Annotated in this window: 16 protein-coding genes; 3 read left to right on the top strand and 13 right to left on the bottom strand. The window is 69.4% G+C overall.

What is annotated here, in order from left to right:
* Window positions 1–290: 290 nt before the first annotated feature.
* The 3 genes from CG740_RS33810 to CG740_RS33800 form a co-directional block, all read right to left on the bottom strand.
* Complete coding sequence (locus tag CG740_RS33810) at window positions 291–671, bottom strand: FKBP-type peptidyl-prolyl cis-trans isomerase (protein ID WP_100579129.1); 381 nt, start codon at window positions 669–671, stop codon at window positions 291–293.
* 299 nt (window positions 672–970) lie between these two features.
* Window positions 971–1,555, bottom strand: a complete 585-nt coding sequence (locus tag CG740_RS33805; protein ID WP_234376638.1) for a DUF2461 family protein — start codon at window positions 1,553–1,555, stop codon at window positions 971–973.
* Window positions 1,556–1,674: 119 nt separating this feature from the next.
* On the bottom strand, window positions 1,675–3,540 hold the full coding sequence (locus CG740_RS33800; protein WP_100579127.1) for an aldo/keto reductase: 1,866 nt from the start codon (window positions 3,538–3,540) through the stop codon (window positions 1,675–1,677).
* Between the two features lie 217 nt (window positions 3,541–3,757).
* Between CG740_RS33800 and CG740_RS33795 the strand changes: the two genes are divergently transcribed.
* The 3 genes from CG740_RS33795 (at window position 3,758) to CG740_RS33785 (ending at window position 8,198) form a co-directional block, all read left to right on the top strand.
* Window positions 3,758–4,279 (top strand): DinB family protein, encoded by a 522-nt coding sequence (locus CG740_RS33795; RefSeq protein ID WP_100579126.1) that lies wholly within the window; start codon window positions 3,758–3,760, stop codon window positions 4,277–4,279.
* 334 nt (window positions 4,280–4,613) lie between these two features.
* A complete protein-coding gene (locus CG740_RS33790) occupies window positions 4,614–6,032 on the top strand; it encodes an arabinofuranosidase catalytic domain-containing protein (RefSeq protein ID WP_234376637.1) in 1,419 nt (472 codons plus the stop codon).
* Between the two features lie 588 nt (window positions 6,033–6,620).
* Entirely contained in the window at window positions 6,621–8,198 is a 1,578-nt protein-coding gene (locus tag CG740_RS33785; RefSeq protein ID WP_159030471.1) for a hypothetical protein, read from the top strand.
* A 105-nt stretch (window positions 8,199–8,303) separates the two neighbouring features.
* On the opposite strand, the gene CG740_RS33780 is transcribed toward CG740_RS33785, so the two are convergent.
* The 10 genes from CG740_RS33780 to CG740_RS33735 form a co-directional block, all read right to left on the bottom strand.
* Window positions 8,304–8,990 (bottom strand): thioesterase II family protein, encoded by a 687-nt coding sequence (locus CG740_RS33780; RefSeq protein WP_100579124.1) that lies wholly within the window; start codon window positions 8,988–8,990, stop codon window positions 8,304–8,306.
* A gap of 46 nt (window positions 8,991–9,036) precedes the next feature.
* The gene (locus CG740_RS33775) at window positions 9,037–10,326 is read right to left on the bottom strand and encodes an APC family permease (RefSeq protein ID WP_100579123.1); all 1,290 of its coding nucleotides are present in this window, start codon (window positions 10,324–10,326) and stop codon (window positions 9,037–9,039) included.
* Window positions 10,323–11,054: a thioesterase II family protein gene (locus tag CG740_RS33770; protein ID WP_100579122.1), complete on the bottom strand. Its 732-nt coding sequence runs from the start codon at window positions 11,052–11,054 to the stop codon at window positions 10,323–10,325. The genes CG740_RS33775 and CG740_RS33770 overlap by 4 nt, the downstream gene beginning before the upstream one ends.
* On the bottom strand, window positions 11,051–12,283 hold the full coding sequence (locus CG740_RS33765; protein WP_100579121.1) for a cytochrome P450: 1,233 nt from the start codon (window positions 12,281–12,283) through the stop codon (window positions 11,051–11,053). Before CG740_RS33765 ends, CG740_RS33770 begins: the two co-directional genes overlap by 4 nt.
* Window positions 12,270–12,503, bottom strand: a complete 234-nt coding sequence (locus tag CG740_RS33760; protein ID WP_100579120.1) for an acyl carrier protein — start codon at window positions 12,501–12,503, stop codon at window positions 12,270–12,272. Before CG740_RS33760 ends, CG740_RS33765 begins: the two co-directional genes overlap by 14 nt.
* Window positions 12,500–13,957: an AMP-binding protein gene (locus CG740_RS33755; RefSeq protein ID WP_159030470.1), complete on the bottom strand. Its 1,458-nt coding sequence runs from the start codon at window positions 13,955–13,957 to the stop codon at window positions 12,500–12,502. The genes CG740_RS33760 and CG740_RS33755 overlap by 4 nt, the downstream gene beginning before the upstream one ends.
* A complete protein-coding gene (gene asnB / locus CG740_RS33750) occupies window positions 13,954–15,729 on the bottom strand; it encodes an asparagine synthase (glutamine-hydrolyzing) (RefSeq protein WP_100579118.1) in 1,776 nt (591 codons plus the stop codon). The genes CG740_RS33755 and asnB overlap by 4 nt, the downstream gene beginning before the upstream one ends.
* Before the next feature lie 3 nt (window positions 15,730–15,732).
* Complete coding sequence (locus CG740_RS33745) at window positions 15,733–17,535, bottom strand: non-ribosomal peptide synthetase (protein WP_100579117.1); 1,803 nt, start codon at window positions 17,533–17,535, stop codon at window positions 15,733–15,735.
* Between the two features lies 1 nt (window position 17,536).
* Entirely contained in the window at window positions 17,537–18,442 is a 906-nt protein-coding gene (locus tag CG740_RS33740; RefSeq protein WP_100579170.1) for a fumarylacetoacetate hydrolase family protein, read from the bottom strand.
* 69 nt (window positions 18,443–18,511) lie between these two features.
* On the bottom strand, window positions 18,512–19,525 hold the full coding sequence (locus CG740_RS33735) for a hypothetical protein (protein ID WP_234376636.1): 1,014 nt from the start codon (window positions 19,523–19,525) through the stop codon (window positions 18,512–18,514).
* Between the last annotated feature and the right edge of the window lie 566 nt (window positions 19,526–20,091).

The following is a 20,091-nucleotide window of genomic DNA, read 5'->3' as shown; positions in this document are numbered from 1 at the left end:
TTGGCCGTCCCTGCGCGGACCGGGTTCTCACGCCGACTGCCCGCCCACGTCACCTTCACACGGTGCCGAAGGGAGACGAATCCCGAGACTGATGCGTCACATGACTGAGGAATTCCCGGGTATAGGTGGCCCTTCGTTCACGACTCGTTCACCACGCACGCGGGCAAGACACTGTGATGCTCGCCAGACATAGTCCGGACACAGTTGGAAGTCCCGCCTGAAGCGTGGCCCAACCCCCGGCGGGCCCCTGCCTGGGCAGGGGCCCGCCGCGTGCCGACCGCTACCCTCGGCTACTTCACCGCGAGCAGGTCCACGACGAAGATCAGGGTCTCGCCGGGGCGGATCGCCGGTCCTGCGCCGCGGTCGCCGTAGCCCAGGTGCGCGGGGATGACCAGCCGGCGCCGTCCGCCGACCTTCATGCCCTTCACTCCCATGTCCCAGCCCTTGATGACCTGGCCGGCCAACAGGTCGAACTCGAACGGCTCGCCCCGGTTCCAACTCGCGTCGAATTCCTGGCCCGTCGAGTGCGCGACCCCGACGTACTGCACGGAGACGCGGCTCCCCTTCACGGCCTCGTCGCCCTCCCCCACCCACAGGTCCTTGATCTCAAGGAACTGCGGCGCCTGGCCACGGGGAACCTCAACAACAGGCCGTTCCAGATTGCTGCTCATCGCCCACACTCCCAATCCCCATCGGGCCCACGAGGTCCGGGGGCCGTCTCGCGTCGGCACTGGTCATCCAGCGCGACCCGCACAACGCTACCCACCCCTCAATACGGATCCGACCAGCTCCCCACGCCACGTCGCGCCGCCTCGCACCACCTGGCACGACCGGTCGGCCGCAGCACGACGCGCGGCGCCGCGATCGGCCGCCTCCGCCACGCGCAGGGCTCGGGTCGGTCAGTGCATCGAGGGTGTGACGGGGGGCTCGGGCGAGCAGGTCCGTCGCGCCGGGCATGCCTCGGCCAGGGTCACACCTTCACGTGCCGGAGCAGCCAGGACATCATGTCCCTGAGCTCGTCGATGGCGTCGAGGACCACGTCCAAGGCCTCCGGGGCGTGCAGCCAGGCAGCGCATCCCAGCGGCCGGGCGGCGATGAACGAGCGATGCCGCAGGAGTTCGGCACGCGGGTGGTCTGCCGGGTAGCCCCGCGGAACCCGCTTCATGAGGTCTCCGGTGACTTCATAATTCCGCGCTGTCAACTCCTGCGCGATGGAGAGGAGTTGGGGGCCACTGCCCGCCGCTGCCACCGCCTGCCGGAACCTCTTGATCTGCTCCGGAACGGGGTACCACCAAGCCCCCTGGATGCGCAGGCCGTCGAGGTCGAAGCGCAGGCCCATTTCCACGTTGCGCGCGAGCCGGATCACCGCACCCTGGTGCTGCCACCACCACGAGTTGGTGCGGTAGTGCCAGACGGAGAAGTCCTCGTACGCCGGGTCCGTGTCGGCGATGTCGTTGAGCAGCGCGATCATCGGCTTCCGCACCAGCCGTTCGCGGTCCCTGCGGCACTCCTCCCGCACGGACGGCGAAGGCTCCCCCTCCAACCGCAGCAGCACGTCGAAAGCCTCCGGGGGCCATCCCGTGAAGGTGCGCTCGGAGCGCCGTACAGCACCCTCACGCCCGTGACGGCCCCCGCTCGCGGCCGGGTCTTCCACCGGGTCGGACCCCGCGCCACTCACTGCTGGACGATCTCCCCCGCGGCGAACCGCAGCACGTTGTCCCATTGGTCGGTGTCGCTGAACATCAACTGCACCAGTTCGATGGACCATTTCCAGTCGCAGTTCTTGACCCCGAACAGCGCGGACAGGGTGTCCCGCAGGGTCATCCCGATGTAGCGCCGCTTCAGACCCACCCGGGAGGGGATCCGTACCGAGCCGAGCTCCTCCGCCGTGACCCGGCCCTGCTCCACCAGCCACTCCTCGATGAACGCCTGGTTCACCGAGGTCCCCTTCTGCTTGGCCGCGTCCAGGAGACTGTCGCGCAGTGTGTCGGCGGCGCCCGGTTCGCACAGTTCCATCAGCCAGCCGGCGAGCTGGGGGCGGAGCGCGAACGAGCTGTCGTTCGTCTGGCCGGAGCTCTGCTGCTTACGCCACTTGTCGATCTTCTCCATCGCACCGTACTGCTCGTCCCCGGTGAAGTCTTCGTGGTCGGGGCCGCCGCCGTAGTTCTCCAGGTTGGCCGCCTGCGTGCCGGACGATCCACTGCTGCTGATCATGGTGGCGTTGGAGGTGCCGTCGGGCCGGTGGAAGGTGCCGGCCATGGTGTAGATGAGGCCGTTCAGGTCGTCGGGCGAGGTCAGGTCGAGATCCATCTGGCGGGCCGTCCTGATGACGTCGTAGTAGTACAGGTGCGCGCCCGACTCCTTGATCGCGTTCTGCACGTTCTCGCTGAGCAGAAGGCTTTCGACGGAGTTCTCCACCGCGTCGACCCCGCCGAGTTCGGCCAGCAGCTCCGTGTGGTCCTCACCGACGTTGCCCAGTCCGACCTGCCCGGTGATCCCGTCGCGCTTCAGCTCGGCGAGGACCTGCCAGGCGTCCGACAGGTCCTTCCTGTCGACGTCCAGGTTGTGGATCACCAGGCCGTCGAGGCGTCCCTCGAAGAGCGCGGCGGCGCGTTCCAGGCGGGCGCGGAGCACCGCGGCCGACTCGCCCGAGCGGACATCGAACTTGTACAGGATCTCGTAACTGCCGCGAGGCAGGGCGTGCAGCACCTCGGAGACGGTCTCGGTGTTGCGGTAGCTCTCCGCCGTGTCGAAGCGCCGGTACCCGGCTTCGACGGCGGAGGTCAGCTGTTCCTTGTTGCGCCCGTCCACGCCGAACACCAGCCACGGCTTGGCCGTCTCGGTCGCGGACTCCTCGGCGGGCATCCGGGCGATCACCGGGGAACCCTGATGCGTCGGGCCGACGGCGGGTACGGCAGCCCGCTGGACCGGCGCCGAGCCGGACATCGCCCGGCGGGCGTTGGCCTCGGCCGCGCGCTCGAACCGGTCCGAGGGATCCGAGACGCTCAGGCCGTCGCCCCGGTCGGTCCCGGTGACCGGCCCTTGGCGCTGCTGGATGACGTGCGTCAACTCGTGCGCCAGCGTGTGCTTGTCGGCGCCGCTCTCACCGATGACGACGTGGTCGCCACTCGTGTAGGCACGCGCACCGACTTCGGCGGCGGACGCCTTGGCCTCGGCTCCGTCGTGAATGCGCACGCCGGTGAAGTCGGCGCCGAGGCGGGCCTCCATGTCCGTACGGGTGTCGTCGTCCAGGGGCCGGCCGGGAGAGCGCAGCACATCGTGGACGGCGGAGCGGCGCTGGACCGCCGCCTCCGGACGGCTGCCGTGGCGCTGTTCACCGCAGCCGTCCGTGTGCGCGTGCTGGTCCTGGGACCAGGCGTGGCCGGACTTGCGGAGCATCTGGAGCACGGCCGCGTTACCCGCGGTCCGCTGGAGGGCGAGCAGGCCAGGGGGTGTCGCCTGCTCCGGAGCGGGCGCCCTGACCGCGCCGCTGCGAGGCGTCCTGCTCTGGGGAGTCTGGGCCTGCTCGTTGGCGTGCATCGGGTCCTCTCACGGTCCGGGCGCGGCGTCCGGCACCGCCGACGGCAGGGGCGGCTGCCCCGAGCCGGGCCCCGGGCACGCCACTCTCTCACGCGGCGTCGGAGCCGACTTCGTCACCATCGGCCAATGCCTGCACGGCAGTTGGCGGGCGTCATCGTGCCCCACTCTATAGCCGACCTCTGCTCCCGATCCTTACGGAGTCGGGAATCATGGGACCATGACCGACAGCAACAGTGAGACCTCCGCGCACGGCGAGATCAGGGCGCTTCTCAAGGCCTTGGATGCGCAGCGGCGCCATGTGCTCGGCATCCTCGACGGACTCGACGCGCAAGCGCTGCGCAGGCCCGTGCTGCCATCCGGCTGGCACTGCCTGGGGCTCGTCCAGCACCTCACGCTCGATGTCGAGCGCTTCTGGTTCCGTGCGGTCGTGGCCGGGGACGAGGACGTCATCCGGAGCCTGCCGAGCGGCGACGAAGCCTGGATCGTGCCGCCGCTGGTGCCGGCCGCCGATGTGCTCGACGCGTACCGCCGCGAAGCCGAGATCGCCAATGACATCAGTGCGGCCGGCGTGCCCGAGACGGCCCTTGCCTGGTGGCCGCGCGATCTGTTCGGCGAGCCGCATCTGCACACCCTGCGCGATGTACTGCTGCACGTCATCACCGAAACCGCGTGCCACGCGGGCCACCTCGACGCGGCACGCGAGCTCATCGACGGCCGGCGCTGGCTCGTCCTGACGTAACAGCGCATGGGACGGCAGCCGCTTCTCCTCCGACACCGGGTCGACCTCTCCATGAGGTAGGCCCGGCCTGCCGGGAACCCTCGCGCTCGCGCCAAATCCCAAATCTTCCGCCAAAGAATCGAATCAGAAGCAACAAACATTGACCTAATCAAACAGTGGGGTTACGTTCCGCCTCAGCCGCACCACGGCAACTCGCGTCTCCTGCACGCCCATTGAGGCTCCACCCCACACCCCTCGGGAGCACAGCATGCGCAGAGCGCCACTCCCCCACACAGGAACCGGCAGCTCCGGTCACGGCCCCGCCGGCCGCGCCCGCCGGGCCGCACTCTCCGTCATGGCCGTCCTCAGCGTCGTACTGGGCACGCTCCTGGCGCTGCCCGCGTCGTCCCAGGCCGCCGTGTCCCTGCCCTGCGACATCTACGGCAGCGCCGGCACCGCGTGCGTCGCCGCGCACAGCACCACACGCGCCCTCTTCTCCTCCTACAACGGCCCGCTCTACCAGGTGAAGCGGGTTTCCGACGGCGCGGCCAAGGACATAGGCGTGCTCGCCCCGGGCGGCTACGCCAACGCCGCGGCGCAGGACGCCTTCTGCCAGAACACCACCTGCTCGATCAGCAAGGTCTACGACCAGACAGCACGGCACAACGACCTCCTGCCGGGCCCGGCCGGCACGGCCGGAATGGGCGCCGACCGGGGCGCCGACGCGGCCGAGATCTCGGTGACCGCCGGCGGCCACAAGGTGTACGGCATCTGGATCTCGCCGGGCGTCGGCTACCGCTCCAACGGCCAGGCATCCGGCACCGCCGTCAACGGCCAGGCCGAGGGCGCCTACATGGTTGCCAGCGGCACCCACGTTGGCTCCGCCTGCTGCTTCGACTACGGCAACGCCGAACGCACCCCCGCCGACACCGGCAACGGCCACATGGACGCCGTGTCCATCGCCACCACCTGCTACTTCGCGCCGTGCACCGGCTCCGGACCCTGGATCGAGGCCGACCTGGAGAACGGCATGTTCCAAGGTGCCAACGGCTCCAACACCGCCAACCGCGGCAACAGCACCCCGTACGTCACCGCCATGCTCAAGAACAACGGGCAGACCAGGTACGCGCTCAAGGGCGCCGACGCGCAGTCGGGCGGCCTGTCGACCTGGTGGGACGGAGCCCTGCCCAACCGCGGCGGCTACGCGCCGATGCAACAGGAGGGCGGCATCATCCTGGGCACCGGGGGTGACAACAGCAACTGGAACCGCGGCACGTTCTTCGAGGGCGTGATGGTCGCCGGCTATCCGACGGACGCCGCCGAGAACGCCGTCCAGGCCAACATCACCTCGGTCGGCTACACGGGCCAGACCGACGAACCCAACGGCGACCAGCGCCAGTTCACCGGCCCCGGCGGCGCGTGCGTCGACGTCGCCGCCGACGACACCGGGGTGAACGGCGCCGCGGTGCAGCTCTGGGACTGCCAGAAGTACGCCGAGGACCAGCACTGGGCACACCTCGCCGACGGCACCCTGCGCACGCTCGGCCGCTGCCTCGACATCAACGGCAACGGCACGGCGGGCGGCGCCAAGGTCGAACTGTGGGACTGCAACGGCGTCGGCGGCCAGAAGTGGGTCGTCCAGTCGGACGGTTCGCTCCTGAACCCGCAGTCCGGCAGGTGCCTCGACTCACCGAGCGGCGCGACCGCCAACGGCACCAGGCTCCAGATCTGGGACTGCAACGGCAGCCCCGCCCAGAAGTTCCAACTGCACTGACCGTCAACGCACTTGAGGCCGGGAGGCACAGCCACGGATCCCACCTGCCCCGGTCGGGAACCAACTGCCTTCCGGCCGCTGTCGGCCAGCGACACGAATTTCGCCTTTCAGCACCGCGAGCGCTTGGGGAGGCGTGCTGCCCTCGCTTGCGGAGGCGTGCCGCCTTCGAGGACGCGGTCGCTCCCAGGACGACCATGGCGTCTGGACAGGCCGGTACCCCGCGTTTCCGTCCGCAGAAAGAGCGAGCACAAGACCACTTGGTCACCGCCTCAGCCTTCCTGGCCTCCGCTTTCCGCGCGGCTCCGTTCGCTGAACGGCCCTCCTTTCGAGGCGAGCCAGTCGCCGACGACCCATGCGCGAGTTGCCTGAAGTGCTCTCCACGGCCGAGCACCGAGTTGCCGACCTCCACATCAGTGGGCGATTTCCTCAGGATTTCATTCCGCTGCTCTACGTTCGCCGGCGACAGCAGACCCATGGAGAACCACAAGCTCACCACGGAGATTGATCATGAGGAGAACCAGAAATAGAGCCGCGCGACTCCTATCGGTGCCAGCGCTCGCTGTGGCCCTGCTCTTACCGGCTCTCGGCGTGACCGCGACGTCCGCAGCCGCCGCGACCGACCCCTACACCTTCACCAACGGGGACGGCACCCTCAACGCGACGGGCACCAACGACGGAAACCAGGTCTCCGTCACTCCTGACGGCGCCAACTTCACGAACTGGCGCCTGATCAAGCTGAGCGAACCCGGCATGTTCAATATCGCCAGCACCTCCTCCGGAAAGTGCATTTACGCCACCCAGCCTGCCCAGCAGCAGTCATGCGGGAAAGACGGCGAACAGTGGCACTTCCGCCCCATCGACGGCAAGCCCAACACCTTCGGAATCGTCCGCCGCGACACCAGCACCGGTGCCGAGTACTGCATGGACAACCTCAGCGGCCTGCACCTCTGGGGCATCCTCGCCAGCCCCAACCCCTGCAACGGCAGCCTGAGCCAGGAATGGACCATACCGGCCTCCAAGGCGGCTGAGGCCAGGAGTCTGGCGCTCGATTACTACGCCGACCTCTGCTCGAAGCAGACGTCGACCTGCTCATGGACCGAAACCTCCGAGGGCCAGCCCGAAGCGCTGCCTCGTCAAAAAGCGTCCTCGGTCTGGTACAACGACACCTCCGACAAGGTCACCCAGGTCTTCACCACCGTCTACCACTCCGGATGGTCGCAGTCGTTGTCGTCCGGCCTTTCCACGTCGGTCGGAGTCTCGGTGCCCGTGCAGGCGATGATCTCTGCCCAGTTGACGGCTACGACGACCTACCAGTCGGACTCGACCACTGTCAACGGTGTCGTGGTCACCGTCCCCAGCAAGAATTACGGATGGGTCGACTTCGCCGCTGTCGGCAAGAAGGTCACCGGTACGTGGACGTTCGACACCGACCACCAGCCGTGGACCACGGACTCCACGGTGACCGTGCCCGTGGTCGACTCCACGGCGGGTTCCACGATGTATGTGGCGCACGCCAGCCCGGACATGCCCACCAGCGGCACCAGCCCGGCACAAGGGGCCGCCGTGCAGACCTTCGCCGCCACATCCACCAGTGCCAAGCTCGACCTCCCGGCCGGAACCCGCCTCGCTCCCACCGCGAGCGGCGCGCAGATCGTCGATACGCAGGGCACGCCCATCATGCGGATGGAGCCGGGCAGCGTGACCGACACGAAGGGCGTCAAGCACGCCTTCAAGCTGACGGTCGACGGGAACACTCTCACCCAGTCCATCGAAGCGGCCACTGGCACGACGATCGAGGGAACCGAAAACCCGTCCTCGGTCACGTTCGGCCCGGGCACCTTCCCCGGAAGCGCGCTGCTGAAGGCTTCTGCGGCCAGGACGAAGAGCCTGAAGGCGCAGCCTCCGCGGATGTCGCCCATGGACAATGTCGGTGACGCCTGTGCCAGATACCAGGGCCACACCTGCTCGGATGCAGAGAAGAAGGCGTACGAGGACAAGCTCAAGAAGGACGGTGATTGGGACAAGTGTGTGGCCCAGTGGGCCGTCGGCACCGCCATCACCGGAGCTTTCGCGGGAGCTTTCGCCGGCGGAGTCGGAGCACTCCCGGGCGGCCTCATCGGATGGGCGGGCGGAGCCACCGCAGGCATGGTCGTGTGCAGCTTCTGATCCGCACCATGCCCCCTCAGGTCCGCCGCACCTACGCACCCCGGGGCCGTACCCCCACCCTGCGACACCGATCAGTACCACCACCGCACTGACCCGGGCGATCGCTCAGGCGCCGGCCGTCCGCACAGCATCCTGGAGCCAGGAGGCGCAGTCGGGCGAAGCCAGCAGATCCGAGTGGCCGCCCGGGAAGGTGCGGCTGGTGAACCGGCCCGTCGTGGCGTTCTCCCAGTCGGCGATCGAGTCCTCCGTCGTCAACGGGTCGTCGGCCCCCCTCGCCGCCAAGACCGGGCAGGGCAGGGGCGGCTCCTGTGCCGGGTCGAATTCGCCGAGCAGACGCAGATCCCACACGGTCGTCTCCGCGACGATCTCGCGCCATTCGTCCGAGGGCGCCTGGGCCAGCAGGCCCGGGTCGACCTCTTCCAGGTACGCGACCGCCTCCGCCGGACCGTTCACAGCCGGCCCCGGCAGCTCCAAGCGCCCTGGGCCGGCGGCGCCCGCCGCCACCAGCGAGGCGACCTCGATCCCGGACTCGCGCAGGCGGGCGGCGGTCGCGCAGGCGACGTAGGCCCCATAGCTGTGGCCGAACAGGAGTGGGCGCACCATCGCGTGCCGGACGATCTGTTCGGCACAGGCGCGGACCACCGCGTCGAACGACGGGGCCGGGACCCCGAAGTCCCGTCCCTGCCGGCCCGGGTAGCGCACCAGCCGGGACTTGGGTCCCAGCGCTCGGGTGAGCGGGCGGAACTCCCCGCCGAAGGAACCCGCGCCGGGGAAGAACACGGCGTCGGTCATCACAGCCTCCGTATCTTCAGAGCGGTCGTCGGGATCTCCAGGTCGGTCATCGGGCGTGTTCGTCCGCCCGTACCCGGGTGCTCGGATCCCGTCGCGACGCGCGGCGCGCCAGGACGGCGGTCACCAGCAGCACGACGGCGAACAGCGCCCAGCACATCCACATGGGCGGCCCCGCGAGCACGGTCACCGCGACCACCGTCACCCCGCACAGCGCGGCGATGAGCCGGGGCGGGCCGTGTCCGGCCAGCTTGGTGTACGAGGCCGCGCCCAAGCCGTACAGGACGAAGTAGATCCCGCCGGACAGGACGAAGAGCAGCGTGAAGGACATGACGCCCGTCGCGCCGAGGACCGCGATCACCGTCAGGACCACGCCCACCGCGAGCACGGATGTGACCGGATTTCCGTCGCGTTCCCGTACCCGGCTCAGCGCACCGGGCAGGAATCCGCTGCGTGCCATGCCGAACACCAGCCGGGACAGGGCGAGTACCGAGGCGCAGACGTTCGCGGTGATGGCGGCGACGACCAGGGCCAGCGTCACCGGCCGGCCGAGGTCACCGAGCGAGCGCTCCGCCAGCAGCAGCAGCGGGGCCTGGTCCAGGGCCTTGTCGCCGGGGTCCACCGCGCTGAACAGGCCGAGCAGTACCAGCCCGTACAGGGCGACCACGATCACGTACGAGGCGGCGAAGATGCGCGGGATGGCATCGGGGCGCTTGTGTTCCTCGAAGGTGAAGGCCACGGTCTCCCAGCCGGTGAAGGCGACGTAGACGGCCGTCAGAACGCTGCCGAGTTCACCCAGCGGCGGTACCTCGGCGCTCGGCGCCCGTACGCCGTGCACGCCGAGGGCGACCAGGGAGATACAGGTGACGAGGACGAACAGGGCCAGAACGAGGGCCACTTGGACCTTGCCGGAGACATTGGTCCCCAGGCATCCGATGACGGTGGCCGCGGCGAGGACGACGACCGGGAAGAGCCAGGCCAGGCTCGCGACGCCGGAGAACTCGGCGACGTAGCGCCCACCGGTGATGGCGGTGGCCGGGATGCCGGCCACCAGGGCGAGCGTGGCGAGCAGTCCGGCGGACCGCCCGGCCGGCCGGCCGAAGGCGACCTCCGAGTAGTGGGCCACCCCGGACGCCGACGGGTAGCGCCGGCCGAGCCAGGCGTAGCAGTACAGGAGCGGGATGACCGACACGGCCGCGATGGCCCACGGCATCCAGGCCGAGCGGCCCAGTTCGTGGTAGCTAGTGCCGGGCAGGATCATCATGCCGCTGCCCAGGATGGTGGAGAGCGCGAGGAAGGTGCCCACGGCGCCGCCCAGTGACTTCTGCAGTCCGCTCACGCCGCGGCCTCCCGGTACGGAGTGGCCGCGAGGAGTCCGTCGAGGGCTCGCTCCACTGCGGCGGTATGCGTCGCGTCCAGCGCGTGCCGGCCGGGCGTGATCGTCAGGTGGAACTCCTCGCTGACCCGGTGCCGCCAGGCGGCGCAGCGTTCGGGTGGAATGAACCTGTCGTCGCGTCCGGAGAGTACGTGCAGCCGGTCGAGGTGGTCCGCGGAGCCGATCACCTCGGCGAGCCGGTCGGCCACCACGGCGTCGCGGCGCAGTCCGTGTGCGATCTCCGCCAGCATGTCCTCGTCGTCGAGTAACTCCGGCGGGAAGCCGTCGTGGGCGAGAACCTGGGCGATCTCGCGGTCGGGGAGCTGTGACATCGTCGGTATGCGTCCTGATGAGTCGGGGCACGGGGTATTGATGACCAGTACCCCCGTCGGCACGCTCATCCTCGTGCCGAGGGCGGCGTGCAGGCAGATGGCGGAAAGCCCACCCATGGAGTGCCCGGCCAGGACGACCCGGCGGCCGGATGTGTCGGCCACGGCCCGCCGGACCTCCTGTACGGCCCGGTCCTTCCACCGGCCCGAGTCGAAGTCGGCCACGGACTCCGCGTTCGACAGGGCCAGGACGGTCATGCCGCGGCGGGCGGCGATGTCCCTCAGCAGAGCGAGGGTGGCACCGCCGCCGCCGGCGGCCGGGAAGCAGACGCAGACGTCCGGTCCGGCCGGGGGCTCGTTCACGTGCCGAGTTCCTTCGCGTCGACCACCTCCACCTCAAGCTCGGTCAGACCGAGCATGAAGTTGGAGTGCAGGCGCCGGGGCGGGTCGACCACCGCGAACGCCTTGTCCCAGTCGGCCAGTTCCTCGATGAACGTCTGGATCTCCAGGGTCGCCACGGGCGCCCCGACGCACCGGTGGACACCGGCCCCGAACGCGATCTGCTTGTTCTCCGTCCGGTCGATCCGGAAGCTGTCGGGGGCGTCGAAGACCTCGGCGTCCCGGTTCGCGGACATGTTCCACAGGGCCACGAAACTGTTGGCCGGAATGGTGTGTCCGCCGACCTCGAAGTCCTCGACCGTCAGCCGTTGCACATAGCTGTTCGTGGAGGTCCACCGCAGGAACTCCTGGGTGGCCACGTCGGGCCCCACCTCGCCGCTCGCCACCTTCCGCCACTGTTCGCGTTCCTGGTCGATGGTGTGGACGGTCAGGCTCGCCGTGTGCGGGGTGGTCTCGTTTCCTCCGACCGCGACGTTCAGGCCGTTGAGGACGGCGACGTCCCGGGGCATGGCGCCCTCGGCGACGCACTGCGCGAGAAAGCCGATCATGTCCTCGGCGGGGCCGGTGGTCGAGCGTTTGACGATGAGGTCGTCGATGAATTCCAGCACGTCGAGCTGTGCGTCGACCAGCGCGTCCAGCGGCCGCGAACCGGCGTACGCCTCGTCGCGGTAGCCGATCATCGTGCGGGTGGCATCCAGGAGGTGCCGGGCGTCCTCAGCGCCGATGCCGAAGAGCACCTCCAGGACGCCCTTGGGCAGCTCGGGCGCGATCACCTTGCTGAAGTCGAGCCGATCGCCCACGGACAGGCTGTCGAGGGCGCCGCGGATGTTGCGCCGGACCGTCTGCCCGACCCGGCCCAGCATGTCCCGGCTGAAGCCGCTGGTCTTGATGGGCTTGCGGATCGCGGTGTGCTCGGGCTGGTCGGAGACGATGAGCATGCGGCCGGATGCCGAGTCCTTCTGCGGCAGGTACGAGCCGTCGATCATGGTGCCGTACGCCGAACTGAGCCGCCGGTGGTCCACATAGGCCGCGTACACGTCGGCGTACCGGGTCAGCGCGTAGAACTCGTAGCCGTCGTCCCTGCGGTGCAGCGAGACCGGGTCGTGCTCGCGCAGTCCGGCGAGGTACGCCCAGGGGTCGTCGTCGGCGAAGAACTCGGGTGAGTACAGCGGGCTGTCCTCAACGACCAGCATGCTCGGCTCCGATCAGATCGGCGATGCGCACCGGGGTGCGGCCCTCGAAGAAGACGTGCCCGGGGACCCGGACTCCCGTCCGTTCCTTGAGGAGGGCGCGGCAGCGCAGTACGGCCAGGGAGTCGACTCCGGCGGTGAAGATGTCGGTGTCGGCCGCGACTTCGCGGTCGAGCACGGTGCGCAGGCAGTCGGTGATGGCGTCGGGCGATATCTGTGTCATGTCTCGTCCACCTTCTCTGTCTGTCGGTATCGGTCCATGAGGGTGCGGAAGTCGACCTTGCCGCCGGCCTTCACCGGGTAGCGACCCACCAGCCGCACCCCGATCGCCGGGGAGAAGTCCTGTACGACGGACTCGATCCGGTCGCGGGCCGACGGGTCGTCGAGGGCGGCGGGGTCGGTCCGGACGAAGGCGACGGTGTGCCGTTCGTCCTGGGTGACCCGGCAGTCGAGGACCCGGGGCAGGGTGCTGATCCGCTGTTCCAGGGCCGCGGTGTCGACGCGCATCCCGTTCACCTTGACCTCGCCGTCCAGGCGTCCGGCGAACACGAGGTCGTCGTTCCCGTCCGGGCGCACCAGGTCTCCGGTGCGGTACGACGGCTGCCCCGCCGGGTCCCGGAACCGGTGGACCAGAACGCCGTCGTCCAGGTATCCCAGGCAGACGAACGGTCCGTGCACCACCAACTCCCGTGCGTCCGGGGGTCCTTCACCGGGGTCGCGCAGGGTCTGCCGGCAGCCGTCCAGGGGGCGGCCGATGGGGATGGTCGGCGCCGAGAAATCTTCGGGCAGCCGGTAGTGGTGGGTGGCGAACGTGGCCTCCGTCGGTCCGTACAGGTTGACGAAGTGTCCCCGCAGGCCGGCTTGCCTGGCCCGCCGGTAGGTCGACAGCCGGAACTGCTCGCCGCCGCTGAACAGCCAGGGGATGTCCGCCACGCAGTCGGGTACGGCTTCGACGACGGTCGTGATGACGGCGGCCGGCAGCAGCAGGCGGCTGATGCCGTAGGTCTCCACGAGGTCGGGCCAGGCGAAGACGTCGTCGTTGACGTGCGGCAGGCACACCACGCGCCCGCCCGTCGCGACCGTACGCCAGGTATCGAACCACCAGCCGTCGTACGTGGGGGTCGCGAAGCTGCCCGCCGTGACGGGTGCTTCGCCGGAGGTGTCCGGATCCCGGCCGCCGAGCACGTCCAGGTCCCGGCAGCCGAAGAGCGCCAGCAGATTGCCGCGGGTCACCGCGACGGCCTTGCGGCTGCCGGTGCTGCCCGAGGTGAAGTTGACGGCGACCACCTCCTCGGGAATGCGGTCCCGAGGCAGCCGGGGCCCCGGCGGAGCGGTCGCCTCGACCGTCGGGGACGGCCCGGACCGGACCTCCAGGGTGAGGTCGGGCCGTACCCGCTCGAAGTCGCGCCCGCTGAGGGTGTGGTCGTCGGCGACGGCCACGGAGCCCGCCCGCCAGGCCCCCAACTGCCCGGCGAAACAGCCCAGTTTGTGCGGGGAGCGAATGCTCACCACACGGGCCGGGCCATGGGCGAGGATGGCCTCCTCGACCATGGCGGCGAGCCGTCCTGCCTGCGCGCCGGTGTATTCGATGCCGTCCTCGACCCACAGGGTCGACGACGATGCCCACCGGTCTGCGTGGATCACCTCGTGCCAGGTGTCCGTCATGGGATCCGTCATGAGGTCAGTCCCAACTCGTCGATGACCGCGCTGATGCTGATGAGGCTCAGACGGACGTCCCACTTGTCGGGCGTGGGGTCGGCGGCCAGGGTGTCCAGGGCGTCCGGCCGGAAGACACCGCTGGCCGCGACCAGGTCCCGCCATCGTGAGAGCGTCGCACCGTCGGACGTCGCGGAAAGGCCGTACGCGGTGAAGCCCTGTTTGGCGCGGTCCAGGACGGCACGCGGGACGATGTCGGCGTACGCCTCCTTCAGGCAGGCCTTGCCCTCGAAGTCCGCCACCTTCCGCTCGTCCGGGATGCTCAGGCCCAGGGCGACCACGGAGTTCCCCAGGAACGGGTAGCGGCCCTCCACCGAGTTCGCCATGAGCATGGTGTCGCCGTGGTCGCCGAGCAGATGACCACTGAGCTGTACATACACATCGGCGATCGAGCGGAGCTGCATCCGGGTCAGCCCGGCGGTCTCCCGCTCGTCGAACGGGATCAGGCGGTCCCGCCAGTACTCCTTGCCGACCAGGGCCTCGGCTGCCCGCGAGGTGAGACACGTCTCGCGCCGGCGGGCGGCCCTGGCCCGGTCGACCTCCCAGGAGAAGTCGGCCCTGCCCCATGCCGATTCGTTCTCGGTGTGGCTCGGCGGCTGCTTTCTGCGGGCGCCGTCGAAGGCGTAGGAGTCGTAGCCGTAGAACAGCTCGTCGGCTCCCTCCCCCGAGATCACGCCCTTGAGCCCGGTGCGGCGGGCCTCGCCGGCCAGCATCAGGGCCGCCACGTTGTACGTCTCGCGCTGCGGATAGCAGCAGTGGCGCACCATCTCCTCGAAGCGGGCGGTGACATCATCGGGCGTGCAGTGGATCTGGTGGTGCTCGCTGCCCACCTTGTCCGCGACCTCGCGCTGGAACCGTCCCTCGTCGAGGGCGATGTCGTCGAAGAGCACGGAGAACGTGCGGGTGGGTTCGCGCCGCAGGCCGGACGCCTCAAGGACGAGTGCGGTGGAGTCGAATCCGCCGCTGAGGTAGGCGCCGATCTCCACGTCCGCGCGCAACCGGTCGGCCACCGCTCCCCGAAGCGCGTCCCGGATCCGCGGGGCGGTCACGGGGCGGTCCGGCTCGGTGAACTCCCCGTAGCGCCAATACCGTTCGGTCACGGGCCCGCCATCGCCGAAGCCGACCAGGCAGCCGGGCGGCACCGCGTGGACGCCCTCCACCAGCGTGCGCGGAGCCACGATGTTGCCGAGCGTCAGGTACTGGTCGACCGCGCCGACGTCGAGCCCCCAGGGGTGCTCGACGCTCTGCACGAGCGGCTTCAACTCGGAACAGAAGTGCACATGCGTGCCGACGACGGTGTAGAAGAGCGGGCACACTCCGAAGCGGTCCCGGCCCAGGTACAGCCGGTCCTCCGCCCGGTCGTAAAGGGCGGTGGCGAACTGTCCGTCGACCATTTCGAGGCCGGCCGGCCCGTACCGGGCGAACAATTCCGGCAGGACGGCCACGTCGACCCGGTTGTCGGGCCGGGCGCCGCCGAGCCGGGCGCGCAGTTCCGCGCCGTTGTAGATCTCGCCGTTCGTCATGGCCACGTACCGGCCGCCGGGGTCCTCGGCCGGCTGCCAGCCGTCCTTCAGGGCGGTCATGCCGAGGCGGCCGAGTTTCACGGACAGGGTGGGTGTGCTGAGCGAGTAGGTCTCGTCCGGTCCTCGGTGGATCAGCCGGGCGTGCATCGCGGCGGCTACGGACCGGTCGAGGGTCTTGTCCGGGGCGTAGGTCCCGCACAGGCCACACATGCGTCACACGCTCCGTTCCCGCAGTCGGTCGGCGAGGGCCCCGAGGTCCGCCGCGCGCAGCACGTCACGGACTCCGGCATCGGCCCAGCCGAGCTTCTTCAGCCGGGACACGAGCACGACGGCCGAGGCCGAGTCGCCGCCCACGTCGAAGAAGTTGTCGTCGAGGCGTACGTCCTCGACGCCGGTCAGGGTGCGCACCACGCGCAGCACCTGCTCCTCCGGGGTGGCCGGCGCGTCCTGGGTGGCCTGGCCGCGGCGGCGCGCCCGCAGGGCGTCCCGGTCGACCTTGCCGTTCACGGTGTGCGGGAAGGCGTCGACCTGTTCGAGGACCGAGGGGATCTTGAACGGGTCGAGGATGCCCTCCAGATGTGCACGTACGGAGCGGGGACCGGGCTCGCCCCGGTAGTAGCAGACCAGCGTGTCCCGGTCGGAGGGGTCGCCCTCGTCGTGGGCCTCGGCGACGACCACCGCGTCCCGCACGTCCGGATGCCGGCACACCGCCGCTTCGATCTCGCCGGGGTCGAGGCGGTAGCCGCGGACCTTCACCTGACGGTCCAGGCGCTCCACGAAGTGGAGCCCGTCGGAGCGGAGTTCGACCAAATCCCCGGTGGCGTACGCACTCGTGCCGTCCGGTCCGAGGAAGGGCCGCACGCCCTGTGCGGTGAGGTACCCCGCCGCCACGCTCGCGCCGGTCACGACGAGTTCGCCCCGTTGTACGCCGGGGCCCGTGGCGCCCGTGGCCGGTTCGCGGATCAGGTGGCCGCAGTCGCCCACCAGGTCCCCGAGGGGCACCCCGTCACGGCAGTCGTCCGGATCGAGCGCGTCGCTGAGCAGGTTGCACACCGTGGTCTCGGTGAGGCCGTAGGCGTTGTGGAAGCTCGCCACCTTGGACCAGGTGCGGATCACGGCGGGCCGGCAGGGGCCGCCGCCATTGACCACGTGTTCCAAATGCATCGCGTCGCCGGGTTCGGTCACCGTCAGGGCGAACGGGGTCGTCTTGAGGTGCGTGATGGCGAAGCGCTCCAGGGTGTCGCGCAGGACGGCGCCGGGCGCCAAGTGCGCCTCGTCGAGCACCACGAGGCAGCCGCCCGCGGTCAGCGTCCAGAGGATCTCGGTGATGCACCCGTCGAAGGTGAGCCGGGCGAACTGGAGCGTCCTGCTGTCCGGTCCGACGGCGAGCCGCTCGACGTGGTCACGGATGACCGGGGCGAGCGGGGCCGCCCTGACGAGGACGCATTTGGGTGTTCCGGTGGATCCCGAAGTGTGGATCGCGTACCCGATCTCCCCCTCCTGGAAAGGGAGTTGAGGAGCCCCGGGGCGCGCTCCGGCGGGAGTGCCGTCGCCGGTGCGCCATGCTTCGGGGATCGGTGTGAACTCAGCCGGGCCGTTCCCGGACGGGGCGCGTGCCATCAGGCGCACACCCAGGAGGCCGGTCTTCCCGGCGTTGGACGAGGCGCTGTCGCGGTCGTCGACGAAGACGAACGGCCGCGCCGCCTTCAAGGCTCCGGCCATGGCGATGATCGCTGCCGGGCCCCGGTCGCCTTCGATGGCGATGAACTCGCCCGGTGCGGTCAGGTCCTGTAATCGGCGTGCGAACTCTTCGACACGGGTGCCGAACTCCCGGTAGGTGAGGGTCGTGTCCGCGGTACGCAGCGCGTCGTGGCCGGGGAACTCCCGCACGGCACGGTCCAGGGCCTCGACCACGGACCCGTCGCCCGCCACGGTCCCGCCTTTGACGGGCCTGTCCTTCACCGAGCTGTCTTGCGGGGACTCGCCTTCGGGCGGCACGTCGGCCTCCTTCACCATGTCAGCCTCCTTCGCTGTGCGTTGCGGGGCGCTGGATCTCCTGGGGGTGTGCCTCGTCCTTGCGGACCGGGTGGGTCAGGGTGCCGACGTGCTCCACGACGGCCCGCACCGTGTCGCCCGCGCCGAGTGGAACGGCGCCGGGGGTTCCCGTACAGATCACCGTGCCGGGTTCGAGGGTTCGTCCGGCGCTGAAGTACTCCACGAGACGGTCCAGGCCGAACTTCATGTCGGCGGGCGTGGCGGCCGCCACGGTCTCGTCGTTGCGCACGGTGGCGATCCGGAGCGAAGCGAGGTCGGCGTCGCTGAATTCGTCCAGGGTCACCAGGACGGGCCCGACGCTGCAAAAGGTGTCGAATCCCTTGGCCCACGGAATGTGCCGGGGATTTTCGCGGATCACGTCCTCGGCGGTCATGTCGAGGACGGCGGTGACGCCCGCCACGACGGAGCGCCACTCGGAGCGGTCGACGTTCTTGCAGCGGGTTTTGATGACGAGCCCCAGCTCCGCTTCCGCCGTCACCCGCCCGGACTGCCGAGGGAGTTCGATGTAACCGCCGTTGTCGATGAGGCAGTTGGCTGGACGCAGATAGGAACCGGGACCGGAGCGGGGCTGTTCGGACTCCAAGTCCTCGCTGTGGCGACGGTAGTTGAGACCCGCTCCCCAGATGTCGGAGCCCGGGTCGACGATCGTGGCGGCATGCTCGAAGTCCGGCCGGGCGGGGGCGAGTTCGGCCGCCTGCCGTTCTATGGACTCCGTCAGCGACCGCAGGTCCGCGTCGTCCCGCACCAGCTCACTGATCCGGGTGACGTCTTGATAGCCCTTGATGTCCGACAGGGCGAACCATTGGCCCGCATGGCCGACGCAGATGCCTGGGCCGGAGGCGGAGTGGATCGACTTGGCGATTCTCATGGTGCTCTCCCACGGGAGGGCGGACCGGGACCGGCCCACCGATCGGCTGGGTGGTCAACTTCCTTTGTCTCAGGCGGAGATCCGGTGTGCGGCGATCCGGAAGTCGTCCTTGCGCGGGCTGTGGTCGGCGATCTCGACCGCCGTCTCCATCAGCCGTGCCGGATCGGTGTGGTACTCCCCCGCGAGCTCCTCCACCAGCGGGAAGAAGCCCGAGTGGATGCCGATCACCGCGCCGAGGACCTGCATGGTGCGGTCCTCGGGGAGGGCCACCATGTTCGCCCGGCAGTACGCGGCGAGTTTTGCCAGTTCCGCGTAGTCGAAGCGGTCGGATCCGAGGATCTTGAGGGCCCCGGCCAGCGACTCGATGGCGGCGTTGCCCGATCCCCGGCCGATGCCGTCGAGCGTGGCGTCGACGATGGTGGCACCCGCTTGCAGGGCGGTGAGGCTGTTGATGTTGGCCATGCCGAGGTTGTCGTGCCCGTGGAAGCCGACGACCGCGAAGTCCTGACGTACGGCACTCACATATGTCTGCACGTCGGCGGGCAGCATGGCGCCGTAGGAGTCCACGACGTAGACGCCGGCGATGTCGGACGGCAACCCGTCGAGCAGCCCCACGAGTTCACGCACGGGGGTGGCGCTCGACTTCATGAGGTTCAGATAGACCTCTCCGCACAGCTCGGTGGCGCGCCGCAGGTAGTCGAGGTGCTCGGGTACCCGGTCCGGCTCCATACCTATCCGTATGAAGGACATGCCCCGGTCGCTCAGGTCCCCGACGGTGCCCAGGCGGGTGAACTCGGGCTGTGCGAACATCCCCCAGGGCCTGCGCGTCAGGGTGGCCGTCGCTATCTCGGCCCACCGGTAGTGGTCGATGTTGCACGCCTTGATCCCACTGCGCTCGGCCTCAAGGCCTATTCCGTGACCCACCTCCACTTTGGCCACCGGAATGTCGTTCAACCGGGTGAGCAGGTTCGTCACGAACCCCTCGTCGAGCTGGAAGTCGACGGCGTACGAACCGTCGCGCAGCGTGCAGTCGAGCAGGTTGATCGTCGGCGCTTCGTCGAGCCGACCGTCCATTAAGGACATGACGTAACTCCTTGGTTCAGCTTGATGGAGAGACCATGCGGAACGCCCGAAGGAGACAGGTGAGAAGCGTGCGGGAGGGGCGGAGGCGAGAAGTGGCATGAGCGCCCCACGCAGGTGAGCGGGCACTCGGCCGGGCGCGGACGGGCGGATCAGGCAGGGAGCGGACGTTGCCCTATTCCCCTGCGCGGGTCCGAACTCTTCCCACTTACCGCCCCCAGATTCCATCGGGCCTGCTGCGTATTCGATGGGTGCCGCCGGGATCGTGAACGTGGATCACGCGTTGATCAAGCGTGGATCACAAGGCCACCGGCACGTAGATATACGCGTTCCCAAGCGCCGGTGCCGTAGACACCGGAATTCCCTTTGTCCGAATCAGGCGCCCGAATCCCGGGGCGGCCGACACACCTGTCCTGGGGACGCGGCACAGTCCTCGGCGAGCTGCCGGCGCGCTCCCCCTGATGGGACGCCCGCAGCGCCGGAACGACCACCGGCGCGGCATACGGTCGGCTCGCGGTAGTAGTACGGACAACACGGCGCACGTAGGCAGTGAGTTCAGGCCGAGGTGC

The sequence above is a fragment of the Streptomyces sp. CB01201 genome, from assembly GCF_002803085.1.
GTDB lineage: Bacteria > Actinomycetota > Actinomycetes > Streptomycetales > Streptomycetaceae > Streptomyces > Streptomyces hundungensis.
Note: the sequence above shows the minus strand (reverse complement) of the source record. Positions and strands in the feature narration are given on the sequence as shown.